Annotated in this window: 23 protein-coding genes; 16 read left to right on the forward strand and 7 right to left on the reverse strand. The window is 56.8% G+C overall.

What is annotated here, in order from left to right; all coding sequences use genetic code 11:
- Positions 1 to 17 precede the first annotated feature (17 nt).
- From gyrB to dnaA, 4 genes are read right to left on the reverse strand one after another with little or no spacing between them, the layout of a single operon-like run.
- On the reverse strand, positions 18 to 2,435 hold the full coding sequence (gene gyrB / locus ACP3TY_RS25560; protein ID WP_008084382.1) for a DNA topoisomerase (ATP-hydrolyzing) subunit B: 2,418 nt from the start codon (positions 2,433 to 2,435) through the stop codon (positions 18 to 20).
- Positions 2,436 to 2,440: 5 nt separating this feature from the next.
- Positions 2,441 to 3,544: a DNA replication/repair protein RecF gene (recF, locus tag ACP3TY_RS25565; RefSeq protein ID WP_053125303.1), complete on the reverse strand. Its 1,104-nt coding sequence runs from the start codon at positions 3,542 to 3,544 to the stop codon at positions 2,441 to 2,443.
- 14 nt (positions 3,545 to 3,558) lie between these two features.
- Positions 3,559 to 4,662, reverse strand: coding sequence for a DNA polymerase III subunit beta (gene dnaN / locus ACP3TY_RS25570; RefSeq protein WP_053125301.1), 1,104 nt, complete (start codon positions 4,660 to 4,662; stop codon positions 3,559 to 3,561).
- Between the two features lie 39 nt (positions 4,663 to 4,701).
- Entirely contained in the window at positions 4,702 to 6,228 is a 1,527-nt protein-coding gene (gene dnaA, locus ACP3TY_RS25575) for a chromosomal replication initiator protein DnaA (RefSeq protein ID WP_159813307.1), read from the reverse strand.
- Positions 6,229 to 6,795: 567 nt separating this feature from the next.
- Between dnaA and rpmH the strand changes: the two genes are divergently transcribed.
- From rpmH to mnmE, 5 genes are all read left to right on the forward strand, one after another.
- Positions 6,796 to 6,930, forward strand: coding sequence for a 50S ribosomal protein L34 (gene rpmH, locus ACP3TY_RS25580; RefSeq protein ID WP_003213577.1), 135 nt, complete (start codon positions 6,796 to 6,798; stop codon positions 6,928 to 6,930).
- Between the two features lie 16 nt (positions 6,931 to 6,946).
- Positions 6,947 to 7,348, forward strand: a complete 402-nt coding sequence (gene rnpA, locus ACP3TY_RS25585) for a ribonuclease P protein component (RefSeq protein WP_042704971.1) — start codon at positions 6,947 to 6,949, stop codon at positions 7,346 to 7,348.
- Positions 7,341 to 7,586 carry a membrane protein insertion efficiency factor YidD gene (gene yidD / locus ACP3TY_RS25590; protein ID WP_010465488.1) on the forward strand — a complete coding sequence of 82 codons (246 nt, stop codon included), beginning with the start codon at positions 7,341 to 7,343 and terminating at the stop codon, positions 7,584 to 7,586. The genes rnpA and yidD overlap by 8 nt, the downstream gene beginning before the upstream one ends.
- Positions 7,587 to 7,588: 2 nt before the next feature.
- Positions 7,589 to 9,268, forward strand: coding sequence for a membrane protein insertase YidC (gene yidC, locus ACP3TY_RS25595; RefSeq protein ID WP_053125297.1), 1,680 nt, complete (start codon positions 7,589 to 7,591; stop codon positions 9,266 to 9,268).
- Between the two features lie 79 nt (positions 9,269 to 9,347).
- A complete protein-coding gene (mnmE, locus tag ACP3TY_RS25600; protein WP_008084392.1) occupies positions 9,348 to 10,718 on the forward strand; it encodes a tRNA uridine-5-carboxymethylaminomethyl(34) synthesis GTPase MnmE in 1,371 nt (456 codons plus the stop codon).
- 44 nt (positions 10,719 to 10,762) lie between these two features.
- On the opposite strand, the gene ACP3TY_RS25605 is transcribed toward mnmE, so the two are convergent.
- From ACP3TY_RS25605 to ACP3TY_RS25615, 3 genes are all read right to left on the reverse strand, one after another.
- Entirely contained in the window at positions 10,763 to 13,198 is a 2,436-nt protein-coding gene (locus ACP3TY_RS25605) for a TonB-dependent siderophore receptor (RefSeq protein ID WP_282351261.1), read from the reverse strand.
- Between the two features lie 119 nt (positions 13,199 to 13,317).
- Positions 13,318 to 14,265 carry a FecR domain-containing protein gene (locus ACP3TY_RS25610; protein ID WP_426618764.1) on the reverse strand — a complete coding sequence of 316 codons (948 nt, stop codon included), beginning with the start codon at positions 14,263 to 14,265 and terminating at the stop codon, positions 13,318 to 13,320.
- Positions 14,265 to 14,771: a sigma-70 family RNA polymerase sigma factor gene (locus ACP3TY_RS25615; RefSeq protein ID WP_426618765.1), complete on the reverse strand. Its 507-nt coding sequence runs from the start codon at positions 14,769 to 14,771 to the stop codon at positions 14,265 to 14,267. The genes ACP3TY_RS25610 and ACP3TY_RS25615 overlap by 1 nt, the downstream gene beginning before the upstream one ends.
- Positions 14,772 to 15,342: 571 nt before the next feature.
- Here ACP3TY_RS25615 and mnmG point away from each other — a divergent pair.
- From mnmG to atpG, 11 genes are all read left to right on the forward strand, one after another.
- Positions 15,343 to 17,241 carry a tRNA uridine-5-carboxymethylaminomethyl(34) synthesis enzyme MnmG gene (mnmG, locus tag ACP3TY_RS25620; protein ID WP_053125290.1) on the forward strand — a complete coding sequence of 633 codons (1,899 nt, stop codon included), beginning with the start codon at positions 15,343 to 15,345 and terminating at the stop codon, positions 17,239 to 17,241.
- The gene (gene rsmG / locus ACP3TY_RS25625) at positions 17,238 to 17,882 is read left to right on the forward strand and encodes a 16S rRNA (guanine(527)-N(7))-methyltransferase RsmG (RefSeq protein WP_158830523.1); all 645 of its coding nucleotides are present in this window, start codon (positions 17,238 to 17,240) and stop codon (positions 17,880 to 17,882) included. The genes mnmG and rsmG overlap by 4 nt, the downstream gene beginning before the upstream one ends.
- An 18-nt stretch (positions 17,883 to 17,900) precedes the next feature.
- On the forward strand, positions 17,901 to 18,698 hold the full coding sequence (locus ACP3TY_RS25630) for a ParA family protein (protein WP_007911909.1): 798 nt from the start codon (positions 17,901 to 17,903) through the stop codon (positions 18,696 to 18,698).
- A gap of 9 nt (positions 18,699 to 18,707) precedes the next feature.
- Positions 18,708 to 19,580, forward strand: a complete 873-nt coding sequence (locus tag ACP3TY_RS25635) for a ParB/RepB/Spo0J family partition protein (protein WP_008084408.1) — start codon at positions 18,708 to 18,710, stop codon at positions 19,578 to 19,580.
- A gap of 148 nt (positions 19,581 to 19,728) precedes the next feature.
- Positions 19,729 to 20,136, forward strand: coding sequence for a F0F1 ATP synthase subunit I (locus ACP3TY_RS25640; protein ID WP_008084411.1), 408 nt, complete (start codon positions 19,729 to 19,731; stop codon positions 20,134 to 20,136).
- 16 nt (positions 20,137 to 20,152) lie between these two features.
- Entirely contained in the window at positions 20,153 to 21,022 is an 870-nt protein-coding gene (atpB, locus tag ACP3TY_RS25645; protein WP_053125288.1) for a F0F1 ATP synthase subunit A, read from the forward strand.
- Between the two features lie 133 nt (positions 21,023 to 21,155).
- Entirely contained in the window at positions 21,156 to 21,413 is a 258-nt protein-coding gene (atpE, locus tag ACP3TY_RS25650; protein WP_003097235.1) for a F0F1 ATP synthase subunit C, read from the forward strand.
- Positions 21,414 to 21,471: 58 nt separating this feature from the next.
- Positions 21,472 to 21,942 carry a F0F1 ATP synthase subunit B gene (locus ACP3TY_RS25655; protein WP_003229781.1) on the forward strand — a complete coding sequence of 157 codons (471 nt, stop codon included), beginning with the start codon at positions 21,472 to 21,474 and terminating at the stop codon, positions 21,940 to 21,942.
- Between the two features lie 12 nt (positions 21,943 to 21,954).
- The gene (locus ACP3TY_RS25660) at positions 21,955 to 22,491 is read left to right on the forward strand and encodes a F0F1 ATP synthase subunit delta (protein WP_053125286.1); all 537 of its coding nucleotides are present in this window, start codon (positions 21,955 to 21,957) and stop codon (positions 22,489 to 22,491) included.
- A 21-nt stretch (positions 22,492 to 22,512) separates the two neighbouring features.
- Positions 22,513 to 24,057: a F0F1 ATP synthase subunit alpha gene (gene atpA / locus ACP3TY_RS25665; protein ID WP_007911958.1), complete on the forward strand. Its 1,545-nt coding sequence runs from the start codon at positions 22,513 to 22,515 to the stop codon at positions 24,055 to 24,057.
- 50 nt (positions 24,058 to 24,107) lie between these two features.
- Positions 24,108 to 24,968, forward strand: coding sequence for a F0F1 ATP synthase subunit gamma (atpG, locus tag ACP3TY_RS25670; RefSeq protein ID WP_007911960.1), 861 nt, complete (start codon positions 24,108 to 24,110; stop codon positions 24,966 to 24,968).
- Positions 24,969 to 24,977 lie beyond the last annotated feature (9 nt).

The following is a 24,977-nucleotide window of genomic DNA, read 5'->3' on the forward strand; positions in this document are numbered from 1 at the left end:
AGTCCGAACAGAATTCGTTAGAAATCCAGGTTCGAAACCGCCAACGCATTGCTCTCGATGAAGTCACGGCGAGGTTCGACCGCATCACCCATCAGGGTGTTGAAGATCTGGTCTGCGCCGATGGCGTCTTCGATGGTGACTTTCAGCATGCGGCGCACGCTTGGGTCCATGGTGGTTTCCCACAGCTGATCCGGGTTCATTTCGCCCAGACCTTTGTATCGCTGAATGGTGTGGCGCTTGGTGCTTTCAGCCATCAGCCAGTCCAGTGCTTCCTTGAACTCGGTGACTGCTTTCTTGCGCTCGCCGCGCTGGATGTACGCGCCTTCGTCGAGCAGGGTGCTCAACTGAGCGCCGAGGGTGACGACGGTTTTGTAGTCATTGCTGCCGAAGAAGTCGCGGTTGAAGGTGACGTAGTTCGACAGGCCGTGGGAGATCAGTTCGACCTCTGGCAGCCACACGCCACGTTCACGGTCTTCACGCAGACTGGCCTTGTAGACCAGACCGGATTTTTCCACGGTACGCAGACGCGCTTCGTACTGGGCCAGCCACTCTTGCATCGCTGCGTGGTCGCCGAGCTTTTCCAGGCTCACGGCCGGCAGGTAGATGAAGTGCTCGGTCAGTTCCTGCGGGTACAGGCGCGACAGACGCTTGAGGGTCTTCATTACCATGCGGAAGTCATTTACCAGACGCTCGAGCGCTTCCCCGGAAATGCCCGGGGCTTCTTCGTTCAGGTGCAGGCTCGCATCTTCCAGGGCCGACTGCGTCATGTACTCTTCCATGGCGTCGTCGTCTTTGATGTATTGCTCTTGCTTGCCTTTCTTGACCTTGTACAACGGCGGCTGAGCGATGTAGATGTAGCCACGCTCGATCAGCTCCGGCAACTGACGGAAGAAGAAGGTCAGCAGCAGGGTACGGATGTGCGAACCGTCGACGTCAGCATCGGTCATGATGATGATGTTGTGATAACGCAGCTTGTCGATGTTGTACTCGTCGCGACCGATGCCGCAGCCCAGTGCGGTGATCAAGGTGCCCACTTCCTGGGAAGAGATCATCTTGTCGAAACGGGCTTTCTCGACGTTGAGGATCTTGCCCTTCAACGGCAGGATCGCCTGGGTCTTGCGGTTACGGCCCTGCTTGGCAGAGCCGCCCGCGGAGTCACCTTCCACGAGGTACAGTTCGGAGAGCGCCGGGTCTTTTTCCTGGCAGTCAGCGAGCTTGCCCGGCAGACCGGCGATGTCCAGCGCGCCTTTGCGGCGGGTCATCTCACGGGCTTTACGCGCGGCTTCACGGGCACGCGCGGCGTCGATCATCTTGCCGACGACCAGCTTGGCTTCGTTCGGGTTTTCCAGGAGGAAGTCGGAGAAGTACTTGCCCATTTCCTGTTCGACCGCGGTCTTCACTTCGGAAGAGACCAGCTTGTCTTTGGTCTGCGAGCTGAACTTCGGATCCGGCACCTTCACCGAAATGATCGCGGTCAGGCCTTCGCGGGCATCGTCACCGGTGGTGGCGACTTTGTGCTTCTTCGCCAGGCCTTCGGCTTCGATGTAGGTGTTCAGGTTACGCGTCAGTGCCGAACGGAAGCCCACCAGGTGGGTGCCGCCGTCGCGCTGCGGAATGTTGTTGGTGAAGCACAACAGGTTCTCGTTGAAGCTGTCGTTCCACTGCAGGGCGATTTCCACGCCGATGCCGTCTTCACGCTGGATGTTGAAGTGGAACACCTGGTTGACCGCAGTCTTGTTGGTGTTCAGGTATTCAACGAACGCACGCAGGCCGCCTTCGTATTTGAACAGCTCTTCCTTGCCGCTGCGCTCGTCCTTGAGGACGATGCCGACACCGGAGTTGAGGAAGGACAGCTCACGAATACGCTTCGCCAGGATGTCCCAGCTGAAGTGGATATTCTTGAAGGTGTCAGCCGACGGCTTGAAGTGAATCTGGGTGCCGGTGGTTTCGCTGTCACCAACAATGGCCATCGGTGCCTGAGGCACGCCGTGGACGTAGGTCTGTTCCCAGATCTTGCCGCTGCGGCGAACGGTCAGAACCAGTTCTTCGGACAGCGCGTTCACTACCGAAACACCTACACCGTGCAGACCGCCGGATACTTTGTAGGAGTTGTCGTCGAACTTACCGCCAGCGTGGAGGACGGTCATGATGACCTCGGCGGCGGAAACGCCTTCCTCTTTGTGCACGTCTACCGGGATGCCACGGCCGTTGTCTTTAACGGTGATGGACTCATCCGGGTGGATGATGATGCTGATGTCGTCGCAGTGGCCGGCGAGGGCTTCGTCGATCGAGTTGTCGACCACCTCGAACACCATGTGGTGCAGACCGCTGCCATCGTCGGTGTCACCAATGTACATACCGGGACGTTTGCGTACGGCATCCAGGCCTTTCAGCACTTTAATGCTCGTTGAGTCGTACGTATTTTCTTCGCTCAATGCCTTCACTCCCGATGGTCGTGGGTCTGGGTGATACGGCCCTGTTCCACGTGGAACAAAGCGACTGGCGTTTCCGTCTGCCAGCCTTCCCTCAATAATTCGTGATCTACACAGGTGATAAACACCTGGCAGCGTAAGTCTTCCAGCAAACGGCACAGCGCGCGGCGGTGGTTCTCGTCCAGTTCGGACGGCAGGTCATCCACCAGATAAATACACTGACCGCGTCGGGCCTGGCTGACCAAGTGCCCTTGGGCAATCCGCAGTGCACAGACCACCAACTTCTGCTGACCCCGGGACAAAATGTCCGCGGCGTTGTGTGCGCCCAATCTAAGACGCAAATCAGCGCGTTGCGGTCCGGCCTGGGTATGACCCATTTGCTGATCCCGTTGCAGGGACCCAGCCAGTACGGCGCTCAATTCCCGGTCTTTGTCCCAGCCTCGGTAATAGCTGAGCGTCAAACCTTCGAGCTCAACCAGTTCGCTCAAGGTTTGTTCAAAGACTGGTTTCAAGGCTTTGATGTAAGCGCGGCGGTATTCATCGATTTCAGCGCTGGCCTGGCACAGTTCCCTGTCCCAAACCGCTTGCGAAACGGCGTCAAGTGTACCATGCCGCAGCCAGGAGTTTCTCTGGCGCAAGGCCTTCTGCAAACGCTGCCAGGTAGCCATGAAACGCGGCTCAACGTGGAACACGCCCCAGTCGAGAAACTGCCGGCGAATCTTCGGCGCGCCTTCAAGCAGGCGGAAGCTGTCGGGGTTGATCAACTGCAGCGGCAGGATCTCCGCCAGTTGCGCAGCGCTGCGGGCGTTCTGCCCGTCGATGCGAATCTGGAACTCGCCCTGACGATCGCGCGAGATGCCCAAAGCGCTATGGCCACCCTCGGCCAATTCGACCTGACCGAACACGGTACAGGCGAGTTGTTCGTACTGGATTACCGGCAACAGACGCGTGCTACGAAACGAACGGGCAAGCCCCAGCAGATGAATGGCTTCCAGAACACTGGTTTTGCCGCTGCCGTTGGCGCCGTAAAGAATGTTGATGCGGGGGGAGGGGGAGAAGGTCACCGGGTGCAGATTGCGCACCGCGGTGACCGAAACACGACTTAAGGACATCCAGGGTCAGCTGATTACAGACGCATCGGCATGACAACGTAAGCCGAGTCGTCGTTGTCGGACTCTTGCACCAGCGCACTGCTGTTGGAGTCGGACAAAATCAGGCGAACCTGCTCGGTGGTCATCACGCCCAGCACGTCGAGCAGATAGCTCACGTTGAAGCCGATTTCCAAGGAGCCGCCGTTGTATTCAACGCCCACTTCTTCTTCCGCTTCTTCCTGCTCCGGGTTGTTGGCCTGGATCTTCAACTGACCGTTGGCCAGTTGCAGACGGATACCGCGGTATTTCTCGTTGGACAGAATCGCGGTACGGCTGAACGCTTCACGCAGCGCTTGGCGATCGCCCAATACCAGCTTGTCGCCGCCCTTCGGCAGAACGCGCTCGTAGTCCGGGAATTTACCGTCGACCAGTTTCGAGGTGAAGGTGAATTCGCCGGTGGTGGCGCGGATGTGATGCTGACCCAAAACGATGCTGACATTGCCGTCCGGCTCGGTGAGCAGACGTGCCAGTTCGAGAATACCTTTGCGCGGCACGATCACCTGATGGCGATCCGGCTGACCGATATCGGCTTTCATCGAGCACATGGCCAGACGGTGACCGTCGGTGGCCACGGCGCGGATGATGCCTTCGGACACTTCCAGCAGCATGCCGTTGAGGTAATAACGCACGTCCTGCTGAGCCATGGCGAAACTGGTGCGTTCGATCAAACGACGCAGTTTGCTTTGCTCAAGGCTGCAGGTCAGCGAACCCGGGCCTTCTTCAACGGTCGGGAAGTCGTTGGCAGGTAGAGTCGACAGGGTGAAACGGCTACGGCCGGCCTTGACCACCAGCTTCTGCTCGTCGACTTTGATGTCGATCAGCGCATCGTTGGGCAGGCTTTTGCAGATGTCCATCAGCTTGCGCGCAGGCACGGTGATGGAACCTGTTTCCGCAGGCTCTTCAAGTTGCACACGACCGACCAGCTCGACCTCAAGGTCGGTACCGGTCAGCGACAGTTGCTGGCCTTCGACTACCAACAGCACGTTGGACAGTACCGGCAAGGTCTGTCGACGCTCGACGACGCCTGCGACCAGTTGCAGGGGTTTCAACAGGGCTTCGCGTTGAATGGTGAAATGCATGGTCTAGTCCCTTGCCTTAATAAGCTGCGCTGGTGTTCATCAAGTGGTCAGTGTACGCAGCAGGTTCTTGTAGTCCTCGCGGATGTCCGCGTCGGATTCCTTAAGTTCGTTGATCTTGCGGCAGGCGTGCAACACGGTGGTGTGGTCGCGGCCGCCAAACACATCGCCGATTTCCGGCAGGCTGTGGTTGGTCAATTCCTTGGACAACGCCATCGCCACCTGACGCGGACGTGCGACCGAGCGCGAACGGCGCTTGGACAACAAGTCAGAGATCTTGATCTTGTAGTACTCGGCGACGGTGCGCTGAATGTTATCCACAGAGACCAGTTTGTCCTGCAACGCCAACAGGTCTTTCAGGGATTCGCGAATCAGCTCGATGGTGATGTCGCGGCCCATGAAGTGCGAGTGGGCGATCACGCGTTTCAGCGCGCCTTCCAGCTCACGGACGTTGGAACGAATACGCTGGGCGATGAAGAACGCGGCGTCGTGCGGCAAGTCGACTTTGGCCTGATCAGCCTTTTTCATCAAGATCGCTACGCGGGTTTCCAGTTCCGGCGGCTCGACGGCAACCGTCAGGCCCCAGCCAAACCGGGATTTAAGGCGCTCTTCAAGGCCTTCGATTTCTTTCGGATAGCGGTCACTGGTGAGAATGACCTGCTGGCCACCTTCAAGCAGCGCGTTGAAGGTGTGGAAAAACTCTTCCTGCGAACGCTCTTTACGGGCGAAGAACTGAATGTCATCGATGAGCAGCGCATCCACCGAACGGTAGAAACGCTTGAACTCGTTGATCGCGTTCAGCTGCAGCGCCTTGACCATGTCGGCCACGAAACGCTCGGAATGCAGGTACACGACCTTGGCATTCGGGTTCTTCTTTAATAGATGGTTACCCACCGCGTGCATCAAGTGAGTTTTACCCAGGCCAACGCCACCATAAAGGAAGAGTGGGTTGTAGCCGTGCTTCGGGTTATCCGCCACTTGCCAGGCCGCCGCGCGGGCGAGCTGGTTGGATTTACCTTCGACGAAATTCTCGAAGGTGAACGTACGGTTCAGGTAGCTGGTGTGCTTGAGCGCACCTTCGACTTGCACAGTGCGTTGCTCGGCGCGAACCGGGGCCTGCTGCGAAGCGGCGCCGGACATCGGATCGAAGCTGTCGCGAGACGGTTCATCGCTGACTTCCGGGCTTTTCTGCGTCGAGCGCTTGGCGCTCGGTGCTGGCGTCTGAGTCGGTGCTGGCGTGTTCACCGGGGCAGCATTCGCTTGCGCCTGGGAAGCTTGCGCTGCCGCCAGTGGCGCATTCGGTGCGGCACGCGGTGCCGAGCTGCGTTTGCTGCCTATTAATAAGGAAAGCGCAGGCGCCATGCCGTTGCCGTGCTCATCCAGCAGTTCAAGGACGCGCCCCAGGTACTTTTCGTTGACCCAGTCCAGAACAAAACGGTTCGGTGCGTAGACGCGCAACTCGTCGCCTTCGGCTTCGACCTGTAGTGGACGGATCCAGGTGTTGAATTGTTGGGCAGGCAGCTCCTCGCGCAAAAGCTCCACGCACTGCTGCCAAAGTTCCACTGACACGGATATCCCCTAAGTTGAAAGCCGGTGAGGCAAAAACAAGCGGCCATTGTAGCGGCGAGCCGCCCACTTATCCACATGCAGGTTGCCCGGTGAACATGATTTATCAATGCGTTAAACCAAAAAAAGGTGACCAACGGTGTGTGAATAAGCTCTGTGGATAACCGCCCCTGAGGGCACTGGACAACTGGGGGTTGAACTCGGTGGATAACCTGCCTGTGGATAACAGGCCATTCCACGCACAGGTTATCCGACAGTGCAGCACAGGCTGAACACGGTTTTCCACTGTAGTTGTCATTCTCTGTACATCACGTTAAATATGGGCTCATGGCACTTATCCACAGAAGATGACGGCCCTAGCTTCTATAAGCTTTACAAAAAAGCTTTAAATAAGTCCCTTCTTTATTTTTATGTTTGGCAGACAGGCTTTCAGCCACAAAGGCCCCCCAGATCTATTTATAAGGAAACGCTGGTTGGAAATTGACCTGAGGGCTTGCTTTCTCTAGAATCCCCGGTCTCTTAAAACGGGGGCCATTCCGGCCCGTTGTGGACGAACCAGGTAACACGACAATGAAACGTACTTTCCAACCAAGCACTATCAAACGCGCCCGTACTCACGGCTTCCGTGCTCGCATGGCTACCAAGAACGGCCGTGCTGTCCTGTCGCGTCGCCGCGCCAAAGGTCGTGCGCGTCTGGCAGTTTGATAATCCGGTACTGGAGGTGAGTCAGGACTTCAGTCGGGAAAAGCGTCTGCTTACCCCCCGGCATTTCAAGGCAGTCTTTGACTCCCCTACCGGCAAGGTTCCGGGGAAAAATCTCCTGCTCCTTGCACGCAACAACGATCTTGATCACCCCCGTCTCGGGCTGGTTATCGGGAAAAAGAGCGTAAAGCTCTCCGTTGAGCGCAATCGCCTCAAACGTTTGATGCGCGAATCGTTTCGTCTGCACCAGGATTCACTGGTCGGCTGGGACATCGTTATCGTCGCGCGCAAAGGTCTTGGCGATGTAGAAAACCCCGAATTGATTCAGCATTTCGGCAAGCTCTGGAAGCGTCTGGCACGCAGCAAGCCAGTTCCAGAAGTCAAAACCGAAACTGTAGGGGTAGACAGTCCTGATGCGTAAACTGGCCCTCGTTCCGATCCAGTTTTATCGCTATGCCATTAGTCCTTTGATGGCCAGCCACTGTCGTTTCTACCCCAGTTGTTCCTGCTACGCGTATGAAGCCATTGAAAATCATGGCCTTCTGCGCGGTGGCTGGCTGACCTTTCGTCGTTTAGGTCGCTGTCATCCGTGGAATCCCGGTGGTTATGACCCGGTTCCACCTATCCCTACCTCCCGTTCTTCTTCGATGGCCGAGTAATCATGGATATCAAACGCACGATCCTGATCGTCGCCCTGGCAATCGTGGCCTACGTTATGGTTCTTAAATGGAACCAGGACTATGGTCAGGCTGCTTTGCCGACTCAGAATGTTGCTTCCAGTACGACTACATCCGGTTTGCCGGACACCGCCACTGGCAATAATGCTGCCGCCAGTGACGATATTCCGCGCGCCGCTAGCGATACCAGCGCACCTGCCGAAACACCGGTAGCCGCCAGCAAGGATCTGATCCAGATCAAAACCGACGTGCTCGATCTCGCGATCGATCCACAAGGTGGTGATGTTGCTCAACTGACCTTGCCTCTGTATCCACGTCGTCAGGATCGTCCTGATGTTCCGTTCCAGCTGTTCGATAACGGCGGCGAACGTGTTTATCTGGCCCAAAGCGGTCTGATCGGCACCAACGGCCCGGACGCAAACCCGGCCGGTCGTCCGGTCTACTCCTCGGAGAAGAAGACTTATCAACTGGCTGACGGTCAGGACCAATTGGTCGTAGACCTGAAGTTCAGCAAGGACGGCGTCAATTACATCAAGCGTTTCACCCTGAAACGCGGCCTGTACGACGTAGCCGTTTCCTACATTGTGGATAACCAGAGCGCTCAGCCCTGGAACGGCGCAATGTTTGCTCAGTTGAAGCGTGATAACAGCGCTGACCCTTCGTCCACCACTGCTACTGGCACCGCGACTTACCTGGGCGCTGCCCTGTGGACAAGTTCGGAGCCGTACAAGAAAGTGTCCATGAAGGACATGGACAAGGCGCAGCTGAAAGAAACCGTCACCGGTGGTTGGGTAGCCTGGCTGCAACACTACTTCGTGACCGCGTGGATTCCGGCGAAGGGCGAAAACAACGTCGTTCAGACCCGTAAAGACAGCAAAGGCAACTACATCATCGGTTACACCGGTCCAACACTGACCGCTGCACCAGGTGCCAAAGTTGAAACCAGCGCTGTGCTGTACGCCGGTCCGAAAAGCCAGGCTGTGCTGAAGCAGTTGTCCCCAGGTCTGGAACTGACCGTCGACTACGGCATTCTGTGGTTCATTGCTCAACCGATCTTCTGGTTGCTGCAACACATCCACGCGATCGTTGGTAACTGGGGCTGGTCGATCATCTTCCTGACCATGCTGATCAAGGGTCTTTTCTTCCCTCTGTCGGCTGCCAGCTACAAATCGATGGCGCGTATGCGTGCCGTTGCACCGAAACTGGCTGCACTGAAAGAACAACATGGCGATGACCGGCAGAAAATGTCGCAAGCCATGATGGAGCTGTACAAGAAAGAGAAGATCAATCCGCTGGGTGGTTGCTTGCCAATCCTCGTGCAGATGCCGGTTTTCCTTTCGCTGTACTGGGTTCTGCTGGAAAGCGTTGAAATGCGCCAGGCGCCGTTCATGCTGTGGATCACTGACCTGTCGATCAAGGATCCGTTCTTCATTCTGCCGATCATCATGGGCGCAACCATGTTTATCCAGCAGCAGTTGAACCCGACTCCTCCGGATCCGATGCAGGCGAAGGTCATGAAAATGATGCCAATCATCTTCACGTTCTTCTTCCTGTGGTTCCCGGCGGGTCTGGTGCTGTACTGGGTTGTGAACAACTGCCTGTCCATCACCCAACAGTGGTACATCACACGTAAGATCGAACGGGCTACCAAAGCAGCCGCTTGATTTACACTGTGGATAACCACTCAAAACGCCCCCTAGTGGGGCGTTTTGCTATCTGTCATTTTTGTCTGGATTCCGGTTTATGAGCGTACCTCGTGAAACCATCGCCGCCGTCGCCACCGCCCAAGGTCGTGGTGGTGTGGGCATCGTCCGTATTTCCGGGCCGTTGGCCAGTGTTGCGGCGAAAGCCATCAGCGGCCGCGAACTGAAACCGCGTTACGCCCATTACGGCCCGTTTTTCACTGACGACAAACAGGTGCTGGACGAAGGTCTGGCGCTGTATTTCCCGGGGCCGAACTCGTTCACCGGTGAAGACGTTCTGGAATTGCAGGGCCACGGCGGCCCCATCGTTCTGGATATGTTGCTCAAACGCTGCCTGGAACTGGGCTGCCGTCTGGCGCGCCCGGGCGAATTCAGCGAACGCGCATTCCTCAATGACAAACTCGACCTGGCCCAGGCCGAGGCGATTGCCGATTTGATCGAAGCCAGTTCTGCACAGGCTGCACGTAATGCCCTGCGTTCATTGCAGGGGGCGTTTTCCCAGCGTGTGCATAACTTGACCGAACAGTTGATCGGTCTGCGCATCTACGTCGAAGCCGCCATCGACTTCCCGGAAGAAGAAATCGACTTCCTCGCCGATGGCCATGTGCTGAGCATGCTCGACAAAGTCCGTGATGAATTATCCACAGTGCTGCGCGAAGCCGGGCAGGGCGCATTGCTGCGCGATGGCATGACCGTAGTGATCGCCGGCCGTCCGAACGCCGGAAAGTCCAGCCTGTTGAATGCGTTGGCCGGTCGCGAAGCGGCAATCGTGACAGAGATCGCCGGCACCACTCGCGACATCCTCCGTGAACATATCCACATCGACGGCATGCCGTTGCACGTTGTCGATACCGCTGGCCTGCGTGATACCGATGATCATGTGGAAAAGATCGGCGTCGAGCGCGCATTGAAAGCCATTGGCGAAGCTGATCGGGTGTTGCTGGTAGTCGACGCCACTGCGCCGGAAGCACTGGATCCGTTTGCCCTCTGGCCAGAATTCCTCGAAACCCGGCCGGATCCGGCGAAAGTCACCTTGATCCGCAATAAAGCCGACCTGACCGGCGAAGCCATTGTTCTGGAAACCAGCGAAGACGGGCACGTGACGATCAGTCTCAGCGCCAAATCCGCCGGTGAAGGTCTGGATCTGTTGCGCGATCATCTCAAAGCCTGCATGGGTTACGAGCAGACGTCGGAAAGCAGTTTCAGTGCACGTCGCCGGCATCTGGAGGCCTTGCGCCACGCCAGTGCGGCACTGGAACACGGCCGCGCCCAGCTGACCTTGGCTGGCGCTGGCGAGTTACTGGCCGAGGATTTACGCCAGGCCCAACATTCTCTCGGCGAAATAACCGGGGCTTTCAGCTCTGATGATCTGTTGGGTCGAATCTTTTCCAGTTTCTGTATCGGCAAATGACAAATAGGGGCTGTGGACAATTTATCCACAGCCCCTTTTTCGTTTTACCAGTTGTAGGAAACCGTACCGAGCAGAGTGCGATCCTCACCCCAATAGCAACGACCCGCGTCGTTGCAACCCGACACATATTCCTTGTCGAACAGGTTCTTCGCATTCAGGTCGACGCTCCAGTGCGTATCGATCTGATAACCGATGGCCGCATCCACCAAAGTGACGTCGCCGGCATCCAGCTTTCCGTAGAGAGAAGGCGAGGTGTAAGCGAAGGCACTGTCGAAGTAACGCACACCGCCGCCTAAGTACAAACCTTTCAAGTCGCCATCGAGGAAACGGTATTTCGCCCAGACCGAGGCCTGATTACGTGGCACGCCGGTCATTTGATGGCCTTTGACCAATGACGTCGCGGCATCCTTGGTGATTCGCGCGTCGGTGTAGGTATAGGCCGCAGTGACGTTGAGGTTCTGGGTCAGGTTGCTGTTGAGTTCCAGTTCCACACCCTTGGAACGGCTTTCGCCCACCTGGCGGTAGCTCGATGTAGTGGCGTCGAAGTAGGTGTCGTCCTTTTTGCGCAGGTCATACACCGATGCTGTGAAGGCAGTGTCCCAGCCGATCGGTTCGTACTTCAGGCCCACTTCATATTGGCTGCTGGTGATCGGATCGAGCGGCGCGCCGGCATTGGAAATCTGCTGCACCGGCACGAACGAGGTCGAGTAGCTGACATACGGCGTCATGCCGTTGTCGAACTGGTACATCACGCCGCCCTGATAGGTGAACTTCTTGTCCTCGGAGCTGATGTCGCTCGACTGAGCGACCTTGTCGCGAAAATCACTGTCGACCCAATCCTGACGGCCACCGAGTAGGAACAGCCAGTGGTCGTACTTGCTCTGGATCTGTGCATAAACCCCTTTCATCTGCTGTTCCAGCAAGGTGTTTTGCACCGCAATCGGTGTGGTCGGATCGCGCAGGTACACCGGGTTATACACATCGATCGGCCCGACGATGCCGGCGTTCCAGTCCTGATTAAAGGAGGTGCGATCGTAGCTGGCGCCGAACAACACGGTGTTCTCCAGACCGCCGACCTGGAATTTGCCTTCCAGCTGGTTATCCAGCGAGTACACCATCGATTTGTTGAAGCGATCGTAGGCAGTCATGTTCAGACGCGTACCGAACCCGGCGTTATTGAGGTTGCCCGGCCAGGTTTCGTGGCGGGTAATGCGCGACTGCATGTAGCGCGAGTTCTGGCGGAACTGCCAGTCGTCGTTGAACGAGTGGCTGAATTCGTAGCCGGTGCTCCAGGTTTCCCGTTCGAACGTGTTCCAGTCCGGGTCGCCGAGCATGGTGCCTTTGGATAACTTGCCGTTGGGGTTGGTCAGCAAAGTCCCGGCGGCCGGTAGGCCAAGTTCCATGTTGGTGTGATCCTTCTGGTAGTTGGCCAGCAGGGTCAGCGTGTTGTAATCGTCGAAATTCAGGGTCAGCGATGGCGCGATGTAGATACGGTCGTCCGGAACGTGATCGGTCTGGGTGTCGGACTTGCGGCCAAGCATCACCACGCGTCCGAGTACGTTGCCGCTGTCATTGAGCGGGCCGGAGACATCGACGCCGATCTGCCGGCGATTGTTCGAGCCATAACCCAATTGCACTTCACCTTGCGGTGCTGCAGTCGGGCGTTTGCTGACCAGATTGACCAGACCACCGGGTGCGTTTTCCCCATACAGCAGAGAAGATGGGCCGCGGAAAATCTCTACTCGCTCAAGTCCGTACGGCTCGGTGCTGGTGTCATAGCGGTTGCCCTGTACGCGTAGTCCATCGCGCAACAGACCGTAGCCATAATCGGTGGCGTTGAAACCGCGAATATAGAAAAGGTCTCCAGCCAGACTGTCGCCGGCGGCGAACGGTGGGGCAAAGATCCCCGGCACGTAGCCGAGCACCTCGGTGAGTGTCTGAGATTTCTGATCTTTCATGCGTTGTGCGGTAACGACTGACACCGAGCGCGGCGTTTCCGACAACGGCGTACTGGTTTTCGTACCGATTCGACTGTTCTGCGCCTTGTATCCGACGTCCGCCGCGTAATCCAGATTCATCGGGTTGGCCAACTGACCATTGATGTTGGTCGGGGCCAGCTCCAGCGAATCACCGTTTGGCAGCGCCTGCAGAATGTAACTGCCCGGCGCCTGCGGTACGGCTTGCAAACCTGAGCCTTGCAGCAGTTGGGCAAAACCTTGGTCGACGGTGAAGTTGCCGTTCAACCCGACACTGCGCAAACGGCTGGTCTGTTGCGGCGAGAACGACAGAATCACGTTGGCGGCCGAGGCGAACTGGCTCAGTGCATTGTCCAGAGGGCCCGCTGCAATCGCATAACGCTGAGTGGCCGATGCAGCGACGGCGTTATGGCTAATCACCAGGCAGGACGCGGCGCTGGTCATCAGTAGGCTGTAAGCAATGCAGTGGTAGGAAAAACGCTGACGAAACGTGGGAAGACGCATGGGTGGATAAGCCCTGAAGGTGGCAAAGAGCCGCGTTTATCGCGATTACCTGTAGGGCCGGGTCAGGGCAAAAAAAGATAACCCTGTTGTCGATTTATTTTGCCCAAGTGACATTTCGATCAAGCGTTGTGGCTGATCGAGACCCAGTAACGGGTGAAATAGCGCACGTTGATCGGCAGTGACGCCTGAAGATTGGCCAGGACAGCGTCGGTTGAATTGAGGCGGAATGTCCCGGAAACCCGCAGCTCCCGGGCACGCGCGTCGCAATGCAAAACCCCGCTGCGATAACGGCCCAATTCTTCAATCACATCGCCCAAGCGTGCATCGAGGACGATCAATTGACCGTTGATCCACGCCACTTCGGAGTATTTGAACGGATGAATGAGTCCTATGTGCTGACGATCAAAATCAGCGCCTTCGCCTGCCTGTAAGATTTTAGCGGCCGTTGAACTATCGCCGGGCTGAACACTGACCCGGTCTTCCAGCACTCCAACTCGGGTAGAACTCGATAGCTGGTGAACGGAGAAACGAGTGCCCAATGCTTGAATCCGGCCATCCCGGGTTTCGACAAAAAAGGGCCGTTGATCACCCAGCTTTCCGGTTTGAATAAGGATCTCGCCGGAGCGCAGGCGAATCAGCCGCTGTGTCGGGTCGAAAGAAACATCAATCGCAGTGTCGGTGTTGAGTTGAATCTGGCTGCCATCCGCCAATGTGATATTGCGACGCTGGCCAACGCCGGTTTTATAGTCGGCCCAGACATTTCCCAAGGAAGTGTGTTGCTGAACATTCCAGCCAACGAACCCCGTGCCCGCCGCGAGCAGCAACAGTTTCAGCACTTGGCGGCGTTGCTGACCGGTATTTAATGCGCGACGTTTCAAATCCTGTGGCAGCGTGCCGAGGTGGCGCTGCAATTGTTCCATCTGGTTCCACGCCGCCAGATGCGCCGGGTCGCTATCTATCCACAACTGCCAGGCCTTATGTTCGGCGAGCGTTGGCGGATCAGCCTGAAACTGCACATACCAACTGGCGGCCGCTTCGAAGATCTGGCGATTGGGGGCGATGGCCATCAACGTTGCGCCATGATCAGGGCACATTCCGTCAGGGCGCGGATCATGTGCTTCTTCACCGTGGTCAGCGAAACCTTCAGCTGCAAAGCGATCTGTTGATAAGTCAGGCCATCGATTTGCGAGAGCATGAAGATTTGTTGGCTTCTGGCGCCGAGCCCGGCCAAGGCTTTATCCACAGCGACCAGAGTTTCGATGATCAGCGCCTTGTCTTCCTCGCTGATGGCGGTGGCTTCCGGTCGAGCCGCGAGGGTCTGCAAATACGCGACTTCGATGGCCTGCCTTCTATAACGATCAATGACCAGACCGCGTGCAATGGTCGCCAGATAATCCCGTGGCTCACGAATCTGTGCGGCATTGCGCGCCGCCAGAATCCGCACGAACGTGTCATGCGCGACATCGGCGGCATCGCAGGCGTCATGCAATTTTCCCTTGAGCCACCCGTATAGCCACGAATGGTGTTGCTCGTAGATTTGCTCGATCGCAGCAGTGTGGGCGGTTAGGGACATAGGAAAAGTGGGCGAGTTAATGATAATGCCTATTATTAGCCTCTGTTACGTTCTCTCACAATAGCCCTCGCACTTCCCTCCATCGGCTTCGTTGTCGCCAGCGAACCCTCGTTGGCGATTTTTTTTGCGCCTCGAAAACGCCGTTTTATCGCTTTTCTGTGGATTAAGCCCTGTGAATAACTGCCACTAAGGGCAGTTGATAACAGGGCTTCAAAACTGGATATAAACCCCTCTGTGGATAACCACCCCTTTCATCCACAGGCTTAAACCGGTTATCCAAGGCCCTCATTGGCACATCAACACAGGGTTTTGAATCTCTGTACATATTGAATATAAAGGCCTGTAGCGATCTATCCACAGAAAGTAGGCTCAGTAGAAATAAACATAAAAACAAAGGTTTTATAAATTTCTCTCTTTTTTATTCTTTTAACCTTGAGTTCTCCACAGCTGGTTAAATTTTGTGCAAAGGGTTCTTTAGGAAGGGCGAAGTCCCTATACTTGTCGACCAGGTTCAAAAACCTGATCTCAAACTATTCCTGAATTACCTACTTAAGCAGGCACGAGGTGCGTGGTGGATTTCCCTTCCCGTTTTGAAGTGATCGTCATCGGCGGCGGTCATGCCGGTACCGAGGCAGCACTGGCCTCAGCACGTATGGGGGCAAAAACCCTGTTGCTGACGCATAACGTGGAAACTCTCGGTGCCATGAGTTGCAACCCGGCCATCGGTGGCATTGGCAAAAGTCATCTGGTCAAGGAAATCGACGCCCTCGGCGGCGCGATGGCCATGGCTACCGATAAGGGCGGCATACAGTTTCGCGTGTTGAACAGCCGCAAAGGCCCAGCCGTACGGGCGACCCGTGCGCAAGCCGACCGTATTTTGTATAAAGCCGCTGTCCGCGAAATTCTGGAAAACCAGCCGAACCTGTGGATATTTCAACAAGCCGCTGACGACCTGATCGTTGAGCAGGAACAAGTCCGTGGTGTTGTCACGCAAATGGGTCTGCGGTTCTTCGCCGATTCCGTGGTGTTGACCACCGGTACGTTTCTCGGCGGACTTATCCACATCGGTTTGCAGAATTTTTCCGGCGGCCGTGCCGGTGATCCGCCGTCGATCGCCCTGGCACACCGTCTGCGTGAAATGCCACTGCGTGTCGGTCGCCTGAAAACCGGCACACCGCCACGTATCGACGGCAAGTCTGTGGATTTCTCGGTAATGACCGAGCAACCCGGTGATACGCCGATCCCGGTGATGTCGTTCATGGGCAACAAAGAACAGCATCCACGCCAGGTCAGCTGCTGGATTACACACACCAACGCCCGCACCCACGAAATCATTGCCGCGAACCTCGATCGTTCGCCGATGTATTCCGCTGCCGGTGAAATCGAAGGCATCGGCCCGCGCTATTGCCCGTCGATCGAAGACAAGATCCACCGCTTTGCCGACAAGGAAAGCCATCAGGTGTTTATCGAACCGGAAGGTTTGACCACCCATGAGCTCTATCCGAACGGGATATCCACAAGCTTGCCGTTCGACGTGCAATTGCAGATCGTGCAATCGATTCGCGGCATGGAAAACGCGCACATCGTGCGTCCGGGTTATGCGATCGAGTACGACTACTTCGATCCGCGCGACTTGAAGTACAGCCTCGAGACCAAAGTGATTGGCGGTCTGTTCTTCGCCGGGCAAATCAACGGCACCACCGGTTACGAAGAAGCCGGCGCCCAAGGTTTGCTGGCTGGCGCCAACGCCGCACTGCGCGCCAAAGGCAAAGAAGCCTGGTGCCCGCGTCGCGATGAAGCGTACATCGGTGTTTTGGTCGACGACCTGATCACCCTCGGTACCCAAGAGCCGTACCGCATGTTCACTTCCCGTGCCGAGTACCGCTTGATCCTGCGCGAGGACAACGCCGACCTGCGTCTGACCGAAAAAGGTCGCGAGCTCGGTCTGGTCGATGACGCGCGTTGGGCGGCCTTCTGCAAGAAACGCGAAAGCATTGAGCTGGAAGAGCAGCGCCTGAAAAGCACCTGGGTTCGCCCGAATACGCAGCAGGGCGATGCGATTGCCGAGAAATTCGGCACGCCGCTGACCCACGAATACAACTTGCTCAACCTCTTGAGCCGTCCGGAAATCGACTACGCTGGTCTGGTCGAAGTGACCGGCAACGGCGCCGAAGATCCACAGGTCGCCGAGCAGGTTGAAATCAAGACCAAATACGCCGGTTACATCGACCGTCAACAGGACGAAATCGCCCGTCTGCGCGCCAGCGAAGACACGAAATTGCCTGTGGATATCGATTACACCAACATTTCCGGTCTCTCCAAGGAGATCCAGAGCAAGCTCGGCGCTACTCGACCAGAGACGCTGGGCCAGGCTTCGCGGATCCCGGGCGTGACCCCGGCAGCGATTTCGCTGTTGATGATTCATTTGAAAAAACGCGGCGCGGGCCGTCAGTTGGAGCAAAGCGCTTGAGTTCTAAGGTCACTTCGCAACACGCCGAAGAGTTATCCACAGGAGCCCGCGAGCTCGGTGTCAACCTCACTGAAACCCAGCACGAATTGCTGCTGGGTTATCTGGCCCTGTTGATCAAATGGAACCAGGCCTACAACCTGACCGCTGTGCGCGATCCGGACGAAATGGTTTCGCGGCACTTGCTCGATAGTCTCAGCGTGATGTCGTTCATCGAAAACGGTCGCTGGCTCGACGTCGGCAGCGGCGGCGGCATGCCGGGGATCCCGTTGGCGATCCTGTACCCGGACTCGCAAGTGACCTGTCTGGACAGCAACGGCAAGAAAACCCGCTTCCTGACTCAGGTCAAACTCGAACTCAAACTGGATAACCTGCAAGTTATCCACAGTCGTGTCGAAGCTTTCCAGCCTGCAGAGCCGTTCAACGGGATCATTTCCCGGGCATTCAGCAGCATGGAGAACTTCACCAACTGGACTCGCCATTTGGGCGACGCCGATACACGCTGGCTGGCAATGAAGGGCGTTCATCCGGCTGATGAGCTGGTAGCATTGCCGGCAGACTTCAAACTCGATAGCGAACACGCCCTGGCCGTACCCGGTTGCCAAGGCCAACGCCATCTGCTGATACTGCGCCGCACGGCATGATTGGGAACACAAGCAAGAATGGCTAAGGTATTCGCGATAGCGAACCAAAAGGGTGGTGTGGGCAAGACCACCACCTGCATCAACCTCGCAGCATCCCTGGTCGCGACCAAGCGCCGGGTGCTGTTGATCGATCTCGATCCACAGGGCAACGCCACCATGGGTAGCGGTGTGGATAAACACGGCCTGGAAAACTCGGTTTATGACCTGCTGATCGGCGAATGCGATCTGGCCCAGGCCATGCACTATTCCGAGCACGGTGGTTATCAACTGCTGCCGGCCAATCGCGATTTGACCGCGGCCGAAGTGGTGCTGCTGGAAATGCAGATGAAGGAAAGCCGTCTGCGCAGCGCGCTGGCGCCGATCCGTGAAAACTACGATTACATTTTGATCGACTGCCCGCCGTCGCTGTCGATGCTCACGCTGAACGCACTGGTCGCCGCTGACGGGGTGATTATCCCCATGCAGTGCGAGTACTTTGCGCTCGAAGGTCTCAGCGACCTTGTGGATAACATCAAGCGCATCGCCGAATTGCTCAATCCGAACCTGAAAGTCGAAGGTTTGCTGCGCACCATGTACGACCCGCGCCTGAGCCTGATGAACGATGTTTCGGCGCAGCTCAAGGAACACTTTGGCGAGCAGCTTTACGACACGGTGATCCCGCGCAACATCCGTCTGGCCGAAGCGCCAAGCTACGGCATGCCGGCGCTGGCCTACGACAAGCAATCGCGTGGCGCCCTGGCTTATCTGGCCCTGGCCGGCGAGATGGTTCGCCGTCAGCGCAAAAATTCACGCATCGCCGCCGCTCAGGCAACTTAAGGAATCCCCATGGCCGTCAAGAAACGAGGTCTCGGACGTGGACTGGATGCACTGCTGAGTGGTCCGACTGTCAGCGCGCTGGAAGAACAAGCCGCGCAAGCTGACACCCGTGAGCTGCAGCATCTGCCGCTGGATCTGCTCCAGCGCGGCAAATACCAGCCACGTCGGGACATGGATCCGCAGGCGCTGGAAGAACTGGCGCTGTCGATCAAGGCACAAGGCGTGATGCAGCCGATCGTGGTGCGCCCGATTGGCGGTGGCCGCTTTGAAATCATCGCCGGTGAACGTCGCTGGCGCGCGAGTCAGCAAGCCGGGCAAGAAACCATTCCGGCGATGGTGCGCGACGTACCCGATGAAACCGCGATCGCCATTGCGCTGATCGAGAACATCCAGCGCGAAGACCTCAATCCGATCGAAGAAGCGGTGGCCTTGCAGCGTTTGCAGCAGGAATTCCAGTTGACTCAGCAGCAGGTTGCCGAGGCTGTGGGTAAATCCCGCGTCACTGTGGCTAACCTGTTGCGGCTTATTGCGCTGCCGGAAGTCATCAAGACCATGCTGTCCCACGGCGACCTGGAAATGGGTCATGCCCGTGCTTTGCTCGGTTTGCCCGAGAATCAGCAGGTTGAAGGGGCGCGACATGTTGTCGCACGCGGCCTGACCGTGCGCCAAACTGAAGCACTGGTTCGCCAGTGGTTGAGTGGCAAACCGGAGCCTGTGGAAGCCAGCAAACCCGACCCGGATATCGCCCGCCTCGAACAGCGTCTGGCCGAGCGCCTAGGCTCTGCGGTGCAGATTCGCCACGGGAAGAAGGGAAAGGGTCAGTTGGTGATCGGTTATAACTCGCTCGATGAGCTTCAAGGTGTGCTCGCACACATCCGCTGAAACATTTCCTCATGTAGCGCGCAGTCGGAAATCACTACCTGACAGTTGAATAGGGGCAGAACCGCCCCTATACTCTGCGCGCATTTTGTCGGCACAAATTATGCCAAGTTATTGAATTCTGGCAGCCGACCATTGGAGAGCAATAGTGATGGAAACCCGCAAGCCAAACCGCCTGCCGTTCCATCGCCTGGCGGTATTTCCGGTGTTAATGGCTCAATTTGTCATTTTGCTCATTGCCGCTTTGGCGCTCTGGCAATGGCACGGAGTCGTTGCCGGATACTCGGGACTTTGCGGAGGCCTGATAGCCTTGCTGCCCAATGTTTATTTCGCTCATAAGGCATTTCGGTTTTCCGGCGCCCGAGCAGCCCAGTCCATCGTCCGGTCTTTTTATGCCGGCGAGGCAGGCAAACTGATTTTGACAGCAGTGCTTTTTGCGCTGGTGTTTGCAGGTGTGAAGCCGCTGGCGCCGATAGCTGTATTCGGCGTGTTCGTGCTGACTCAGTCGGTCAGCTGGTTCGCTCCCCTGCTGATGAGAACAAGACTTTCGAGACCTTAGGGCGTTTGAGGCAACCATGGCAGAAACAACCGCTTCGGGCTATATCCAGCACCACTTGCAGAACCTGACCTTCGGTCAGCTACCTAACGGCGGCTGGGGCTTTGCCCACACCGCAGCAGAAGCCAAAGAAATGGGCTTCTGGGCTTTCCACGTCGATACTCTCGGCTGGTCGGTCGCGTTGGGTCTGATCTTCGTTTTTCTTTTCCGCATGGCGGCCAAGAAAGCGACTTCGGGTCAGCCGGGTGCTTTGCAGAACTTCGTTGAAGTATTGGTCGAATTCGTCGATGGCAGCGTGAAAGACAGCTTCCATGGCCGTAGCCCGGTGATCGCACCGCTGGCACTGACCATCTTCGTCTGGGTGTTCCTGATGAACGCCGTCGACCTGATCCCGGTCGACTGGATTCCTCAGTTGGCCATCCTGATCTCCGGTGACCACCACATCCCGTTCCGCGCCGTGTCGACTACCGACCCGAACGCAACTCTGGGCATGGCGTTGTCGGTTTTCGCACTGATCATTTTCTACAGCATCAAGGTCAAGGGCATCGGCGGCTTTATCGGCGAACTGACCCTGCACCCGTTCGGCAGCAAGAACATCTTCGTTCAAGCCCTGCTGATCCCGGTGAACTTCCTGCTGGAATTCGTGACCCTGATCGCTAAACCGATCTCTCTGGCTCTGCGTCTGTTCGGCAACATGTATGCCGGTGAGCTGGTGTTCATTCTGATCGCTGTGATGTTCGGCAGCGGTCTGCTCTGGCTGAGCGGCCTGGGCGTTGTTCTGCAGTGGGCTTGGGCTGTGTTCCACATCCTGATCATCACCCTGCAGGCGTTCATCTTCATGATGCTGACCATCGTCTACCTGTCGATGGCGCACGAAGAAAACCATTAAGACCAGTCTCGACTAGTCTGATGTCCTTCCCGGTCAAACGGGAAGGGGCTCTTCACAGGGCACCTGAAACGATTTGTTTTACCGCTTTAATCTAAAAAACCTAAACCATACGACGTAAAAGTCGGGAGGAAAGATGGAAACTGTAGTTGGTCTAACCGCTATCGCTGTTGCACTGTTGATCGGCCTGGGCGCACTGGGTACCGCAATTGGTTTCGGCCTGCTGGGCGGCAAGTTCCTGGAAGGCGCAGCGCGTCAGCCAGAAATGGTTCCAATGCTGCAAGTTAAAATGTTCATCGTTGCCGGTCTGCTCGACGCCGTAACCATGATCGGTGTTGGTATCGCGCTGTTCTTCACCTTCGCGAACCCGTTCGTTGGTCAGATCGCTGGCTAATTACTCGGATATTCCGGGTAATTTGGTGTGATGGACAACGTAACTGCGAGGTGTTGGCGTGAACATTAATGCGACCCTGATTGGCCAGTCCGTTGCGTTCCTGATTTTTGTACTGTTCTGCATGAAGTATGTATGGCCTCCGGTCATCGCTGCTCTGCACGAACGTCAAAAGAAGATCGCTGATGGTCTGGACGCTGCCAGCCGTGCAGCTCGCGACCTGGAGTTGGCCCAAGAAAAAGCGGGTCAGCAACTGCGCGAAGCGAAAGCTCAGGCAGCTGAAATCATCGAGCAAGCCAAGAAACGCGGTAACCAGATTGTCGAAGAGGCCGTTGAAAAGGCCCGTGTCGACGCTGACCGTGTGAAGGTTCAGGCTCAAGCCGAGATCGAACAGGAACTGAACAGTGTCAAAGACAAGCTGCGCGCCCAAGTGGGTTTGCTGGCTGTCGGCGGCGCCGAGAAGATCCTGGGTGCCACAATCGATCAAAACGCGCACGCAGAGCTGGTTAACCAACTGGCTGCTGAAATCTAAGCGAGGGCGATCATGGCAGAACTGACCACGTTGGCCCGACCTTACGCTAAGGCGGCCTTCGAGCACGCTCAGGCCCACCAGCAACTGGCCAATTGGTCAGCCATGCTCGGCCTGGCTGCAGCGGTGTCACAAGATGACACCATGCAGCGCGTGCTCAAGGCCCCGCGACTGACGAGCGCAGAAAAGGCCGCCACGTTTATTGACGTGTGCGGCGACAAGTTTGATGCCAAGGCACAGAACTTCATCAACGTCGTTGCCGAAAACGACCGTCTCCCGCTTCTGCCGGAGATTGCCGCTCTTTTCGACCTGTACAAGGCCGAACAAGAGAAGTCGGTAGACGTTGAAGTGACCAGTGCTTTCGCATTGAACCAAGAACAGCAAGACAAACTCGCCAAGGTTCTCAGTGCACGACTCAACCGGGAAGTGCGCCTGCAAGTCGAGGAAGATAAAGCCCTTATTGGGGGTGTTGTCATCCGCGCCGGCGACCTGGTTATCGATGGCTCGATTCGCGGCAAAATCGCGAAACTTGCCGAAGCATTGAAATCTTGAGTTTGAAGGGGCAGCAGAGCAATGCAGCAACTCAATCCTTCCGAAATAAGTGAAATTATCAAGGGCCGCATCGACAAGCTCGATGTGACCTCCCAAGCCCGTAACGAAGGCACTGTCGTCAGCGTATCTGACGGCATCGTGCGGATTCACGGTCTGGCCGACGTAATGTACGGCGAGATGATCGAGTTTCCGGGCGGCGTCTACGGTATGGCCCTCAACCTGGAGCAAGACTCCGTAGGTGCCGTTGTATTGGGCGCTTACCAGTCTCTGGCTGAAGGCATGAGCGCCAAGTGCACCGGCCGCATCCTCGAAGTTCCTGTTGGTAAGGAACTGCTGGGTCGCGTAGTCGACGCGCTGGGTAACCCTGTTGACGGCAAAGGTCCACTGGGCAACACCTTGACCGACGCGGTCGAGAAAGTTGCACCGGGCGTGATCTGGCGTAAGTCGGTAGACCAGCCTGTACAGACTGGCTACAAGGCTGTCGATGCCATGATTCCTGTCGGCCGTGGCCAGCGTGAGCTGATCATCGGTGACCGTCAGATCGGTAAAACCGCTCTGGCGATCGACGCGATCATCAACCAGAAAGACAGCGGCATTTTCTGCGTCTACGTAGCTATTGGTCAGAAGCAATCGACCATCGCCAACGTGGTTCGCAAGCTGGAAGAAAACGGCGCCCTGGCCAACACGATCATCGTGGCTGCCAGTGCTTCGGAATCTCCTGCGCTGCAATTCCTGGCACCGTACTCCGGTTGCACCATGGGTGAATTCTTCCGCGACCGCGGTGAAGACGCGCTGATCGTTTATGACGATCTGTCCAAGCAAGCAGTGGCTTACCGCCAGATTTCCCTGCTGCTGCGCCGTCCACCAGGCCGTGAAGCTTACCCAGGCGACGTGTTCTATCTCCACTCCCGTCTGCTGGAGCGCGCATCCCGCGTTTCGGAAGAATACGTAGAGAAGTTCACCAACGGCGCAGTGACCGGCAAAACCGGTTCCCTGACCGCACTGCCGATCATCGAAACCCAGGCTGGCGACGTTTCCGCGTTCGTTCCGACCAACGTGATTTCCATCACCGACGGTCAGATCTTCCTGGAATCGGCCATGTTCAACTCGGGCATCCGCCCTGCAGTGAACGCCGGTGTTTCGGTATCCCGTGTGGGTGGTGCCGCTCAGACCAAGATCATCAAGAAGCTCTCCGGTGGTATCCGTACCGCTCTGGCTCAGTACCGTGAACTGGCGGCATTCGCCCAGTTCGCTTCTGACCTGGACGAAGCGACCCGTAAGCAACTTGAGCATGGTCAGCGCGTTACCGAGCTGATGAAGCAGAAGCAATACGCACCAATGTCGATCGCTGACATGGCGCTGTCGCTGTATGCCGCTGAGCGTGGGTTCCTGACTGACATTGAAATCGCCAAGATCGGCAGCTTCGAACAAGCGCTGATCGCTTTCTTCAACCGCGATCACGCCGATTTGATGGCCAAGATCAACGTTAAAGGTGACTTCAATGACGAAATCGACGCTGGCATGAAAGCCGGTATCGAGAAGTTCAAGGCCACCCAAACCTGGTAAGCCGCAGCGGGAGCCGCGAGGCTCCCGCTTGCTAACCTGATAGGTGTTACATGGCAGGCGCAAAAGAGATTCGCAGTAAGATTGCGAGCATCAAAAGCACGCAAAAGATTACCAGCGCCATGGAAAAAGTGGCGGTCAGCAAAATGCGCAAGGCACAAATGCGCATGGCTGCTAGCCGTCCTTATGCGGAGCGTATCCGCCAGGTTATTGGGCATCTGGCCAACGCCAACCCGGAATACCGCCACCCGTTCATGATCGACCGCGAAATCAAGCGCGTTGGTTATGTCGTAGTGAGCAGTGACCGTGGTCTGTGCGGCGGCTTGAATACCAACCTGTTCAAGGCCCTGGTCAAGGACATGGCGGTAAACCGCGAAAACGGCGTCGAGATTGATCTGTGTGTCGTTGGTAGCAAGGGTGCGGCCTTTTTCCGTAACTTCGGCGGTAACGTCGTTGCAGCTATCAGCCACCTGGGTGAAGAGCCGTCGATCAATGACTTGATCGGCAGCGTCAAGGTGATGCTGGATGCCTACCTGGACGGCCGTATTGACCGCCTGTCCGTGGTGTCCAACAAGTTCATCAACACCATGACGCAACAGCCTACCGTGGAGCAGTTGATTCCACTGGTGGCCACCCCGGATCAGGATCTCAAGCACCACTGGGACTATCTCTACGAACCGGATGCCAAAGAGCTGCTTGACGGCTTGATGGTCCGCTACGTTGAGTCGCAGGTCTACCAGGCGGTGGTCGAGAACAACGCGGCTGAACAAGCTGCGCGGATGATCGCGATGAAGAACGCTACCGACAACGCCGGTGATTTGATCAGCGATTTGCAGCTGATCTACAACAAGGCGCGTCAGGCTGCGATCACCCAAGAGATCTCGGAAATCGTCGGCGGCGCTGCCGCGGTTTAACGGTTCAAA

This window comes from Pseudomonas rustica (assembly GCF_049959085.1).
Taxonomy (GTDB): Bacteria; Pseudomonadota; Gammaproteobacteria; order Pseudomonadales; family Pseudomonadaceae; genus Aquipseudomonas; species Aquipseudomonas rustica.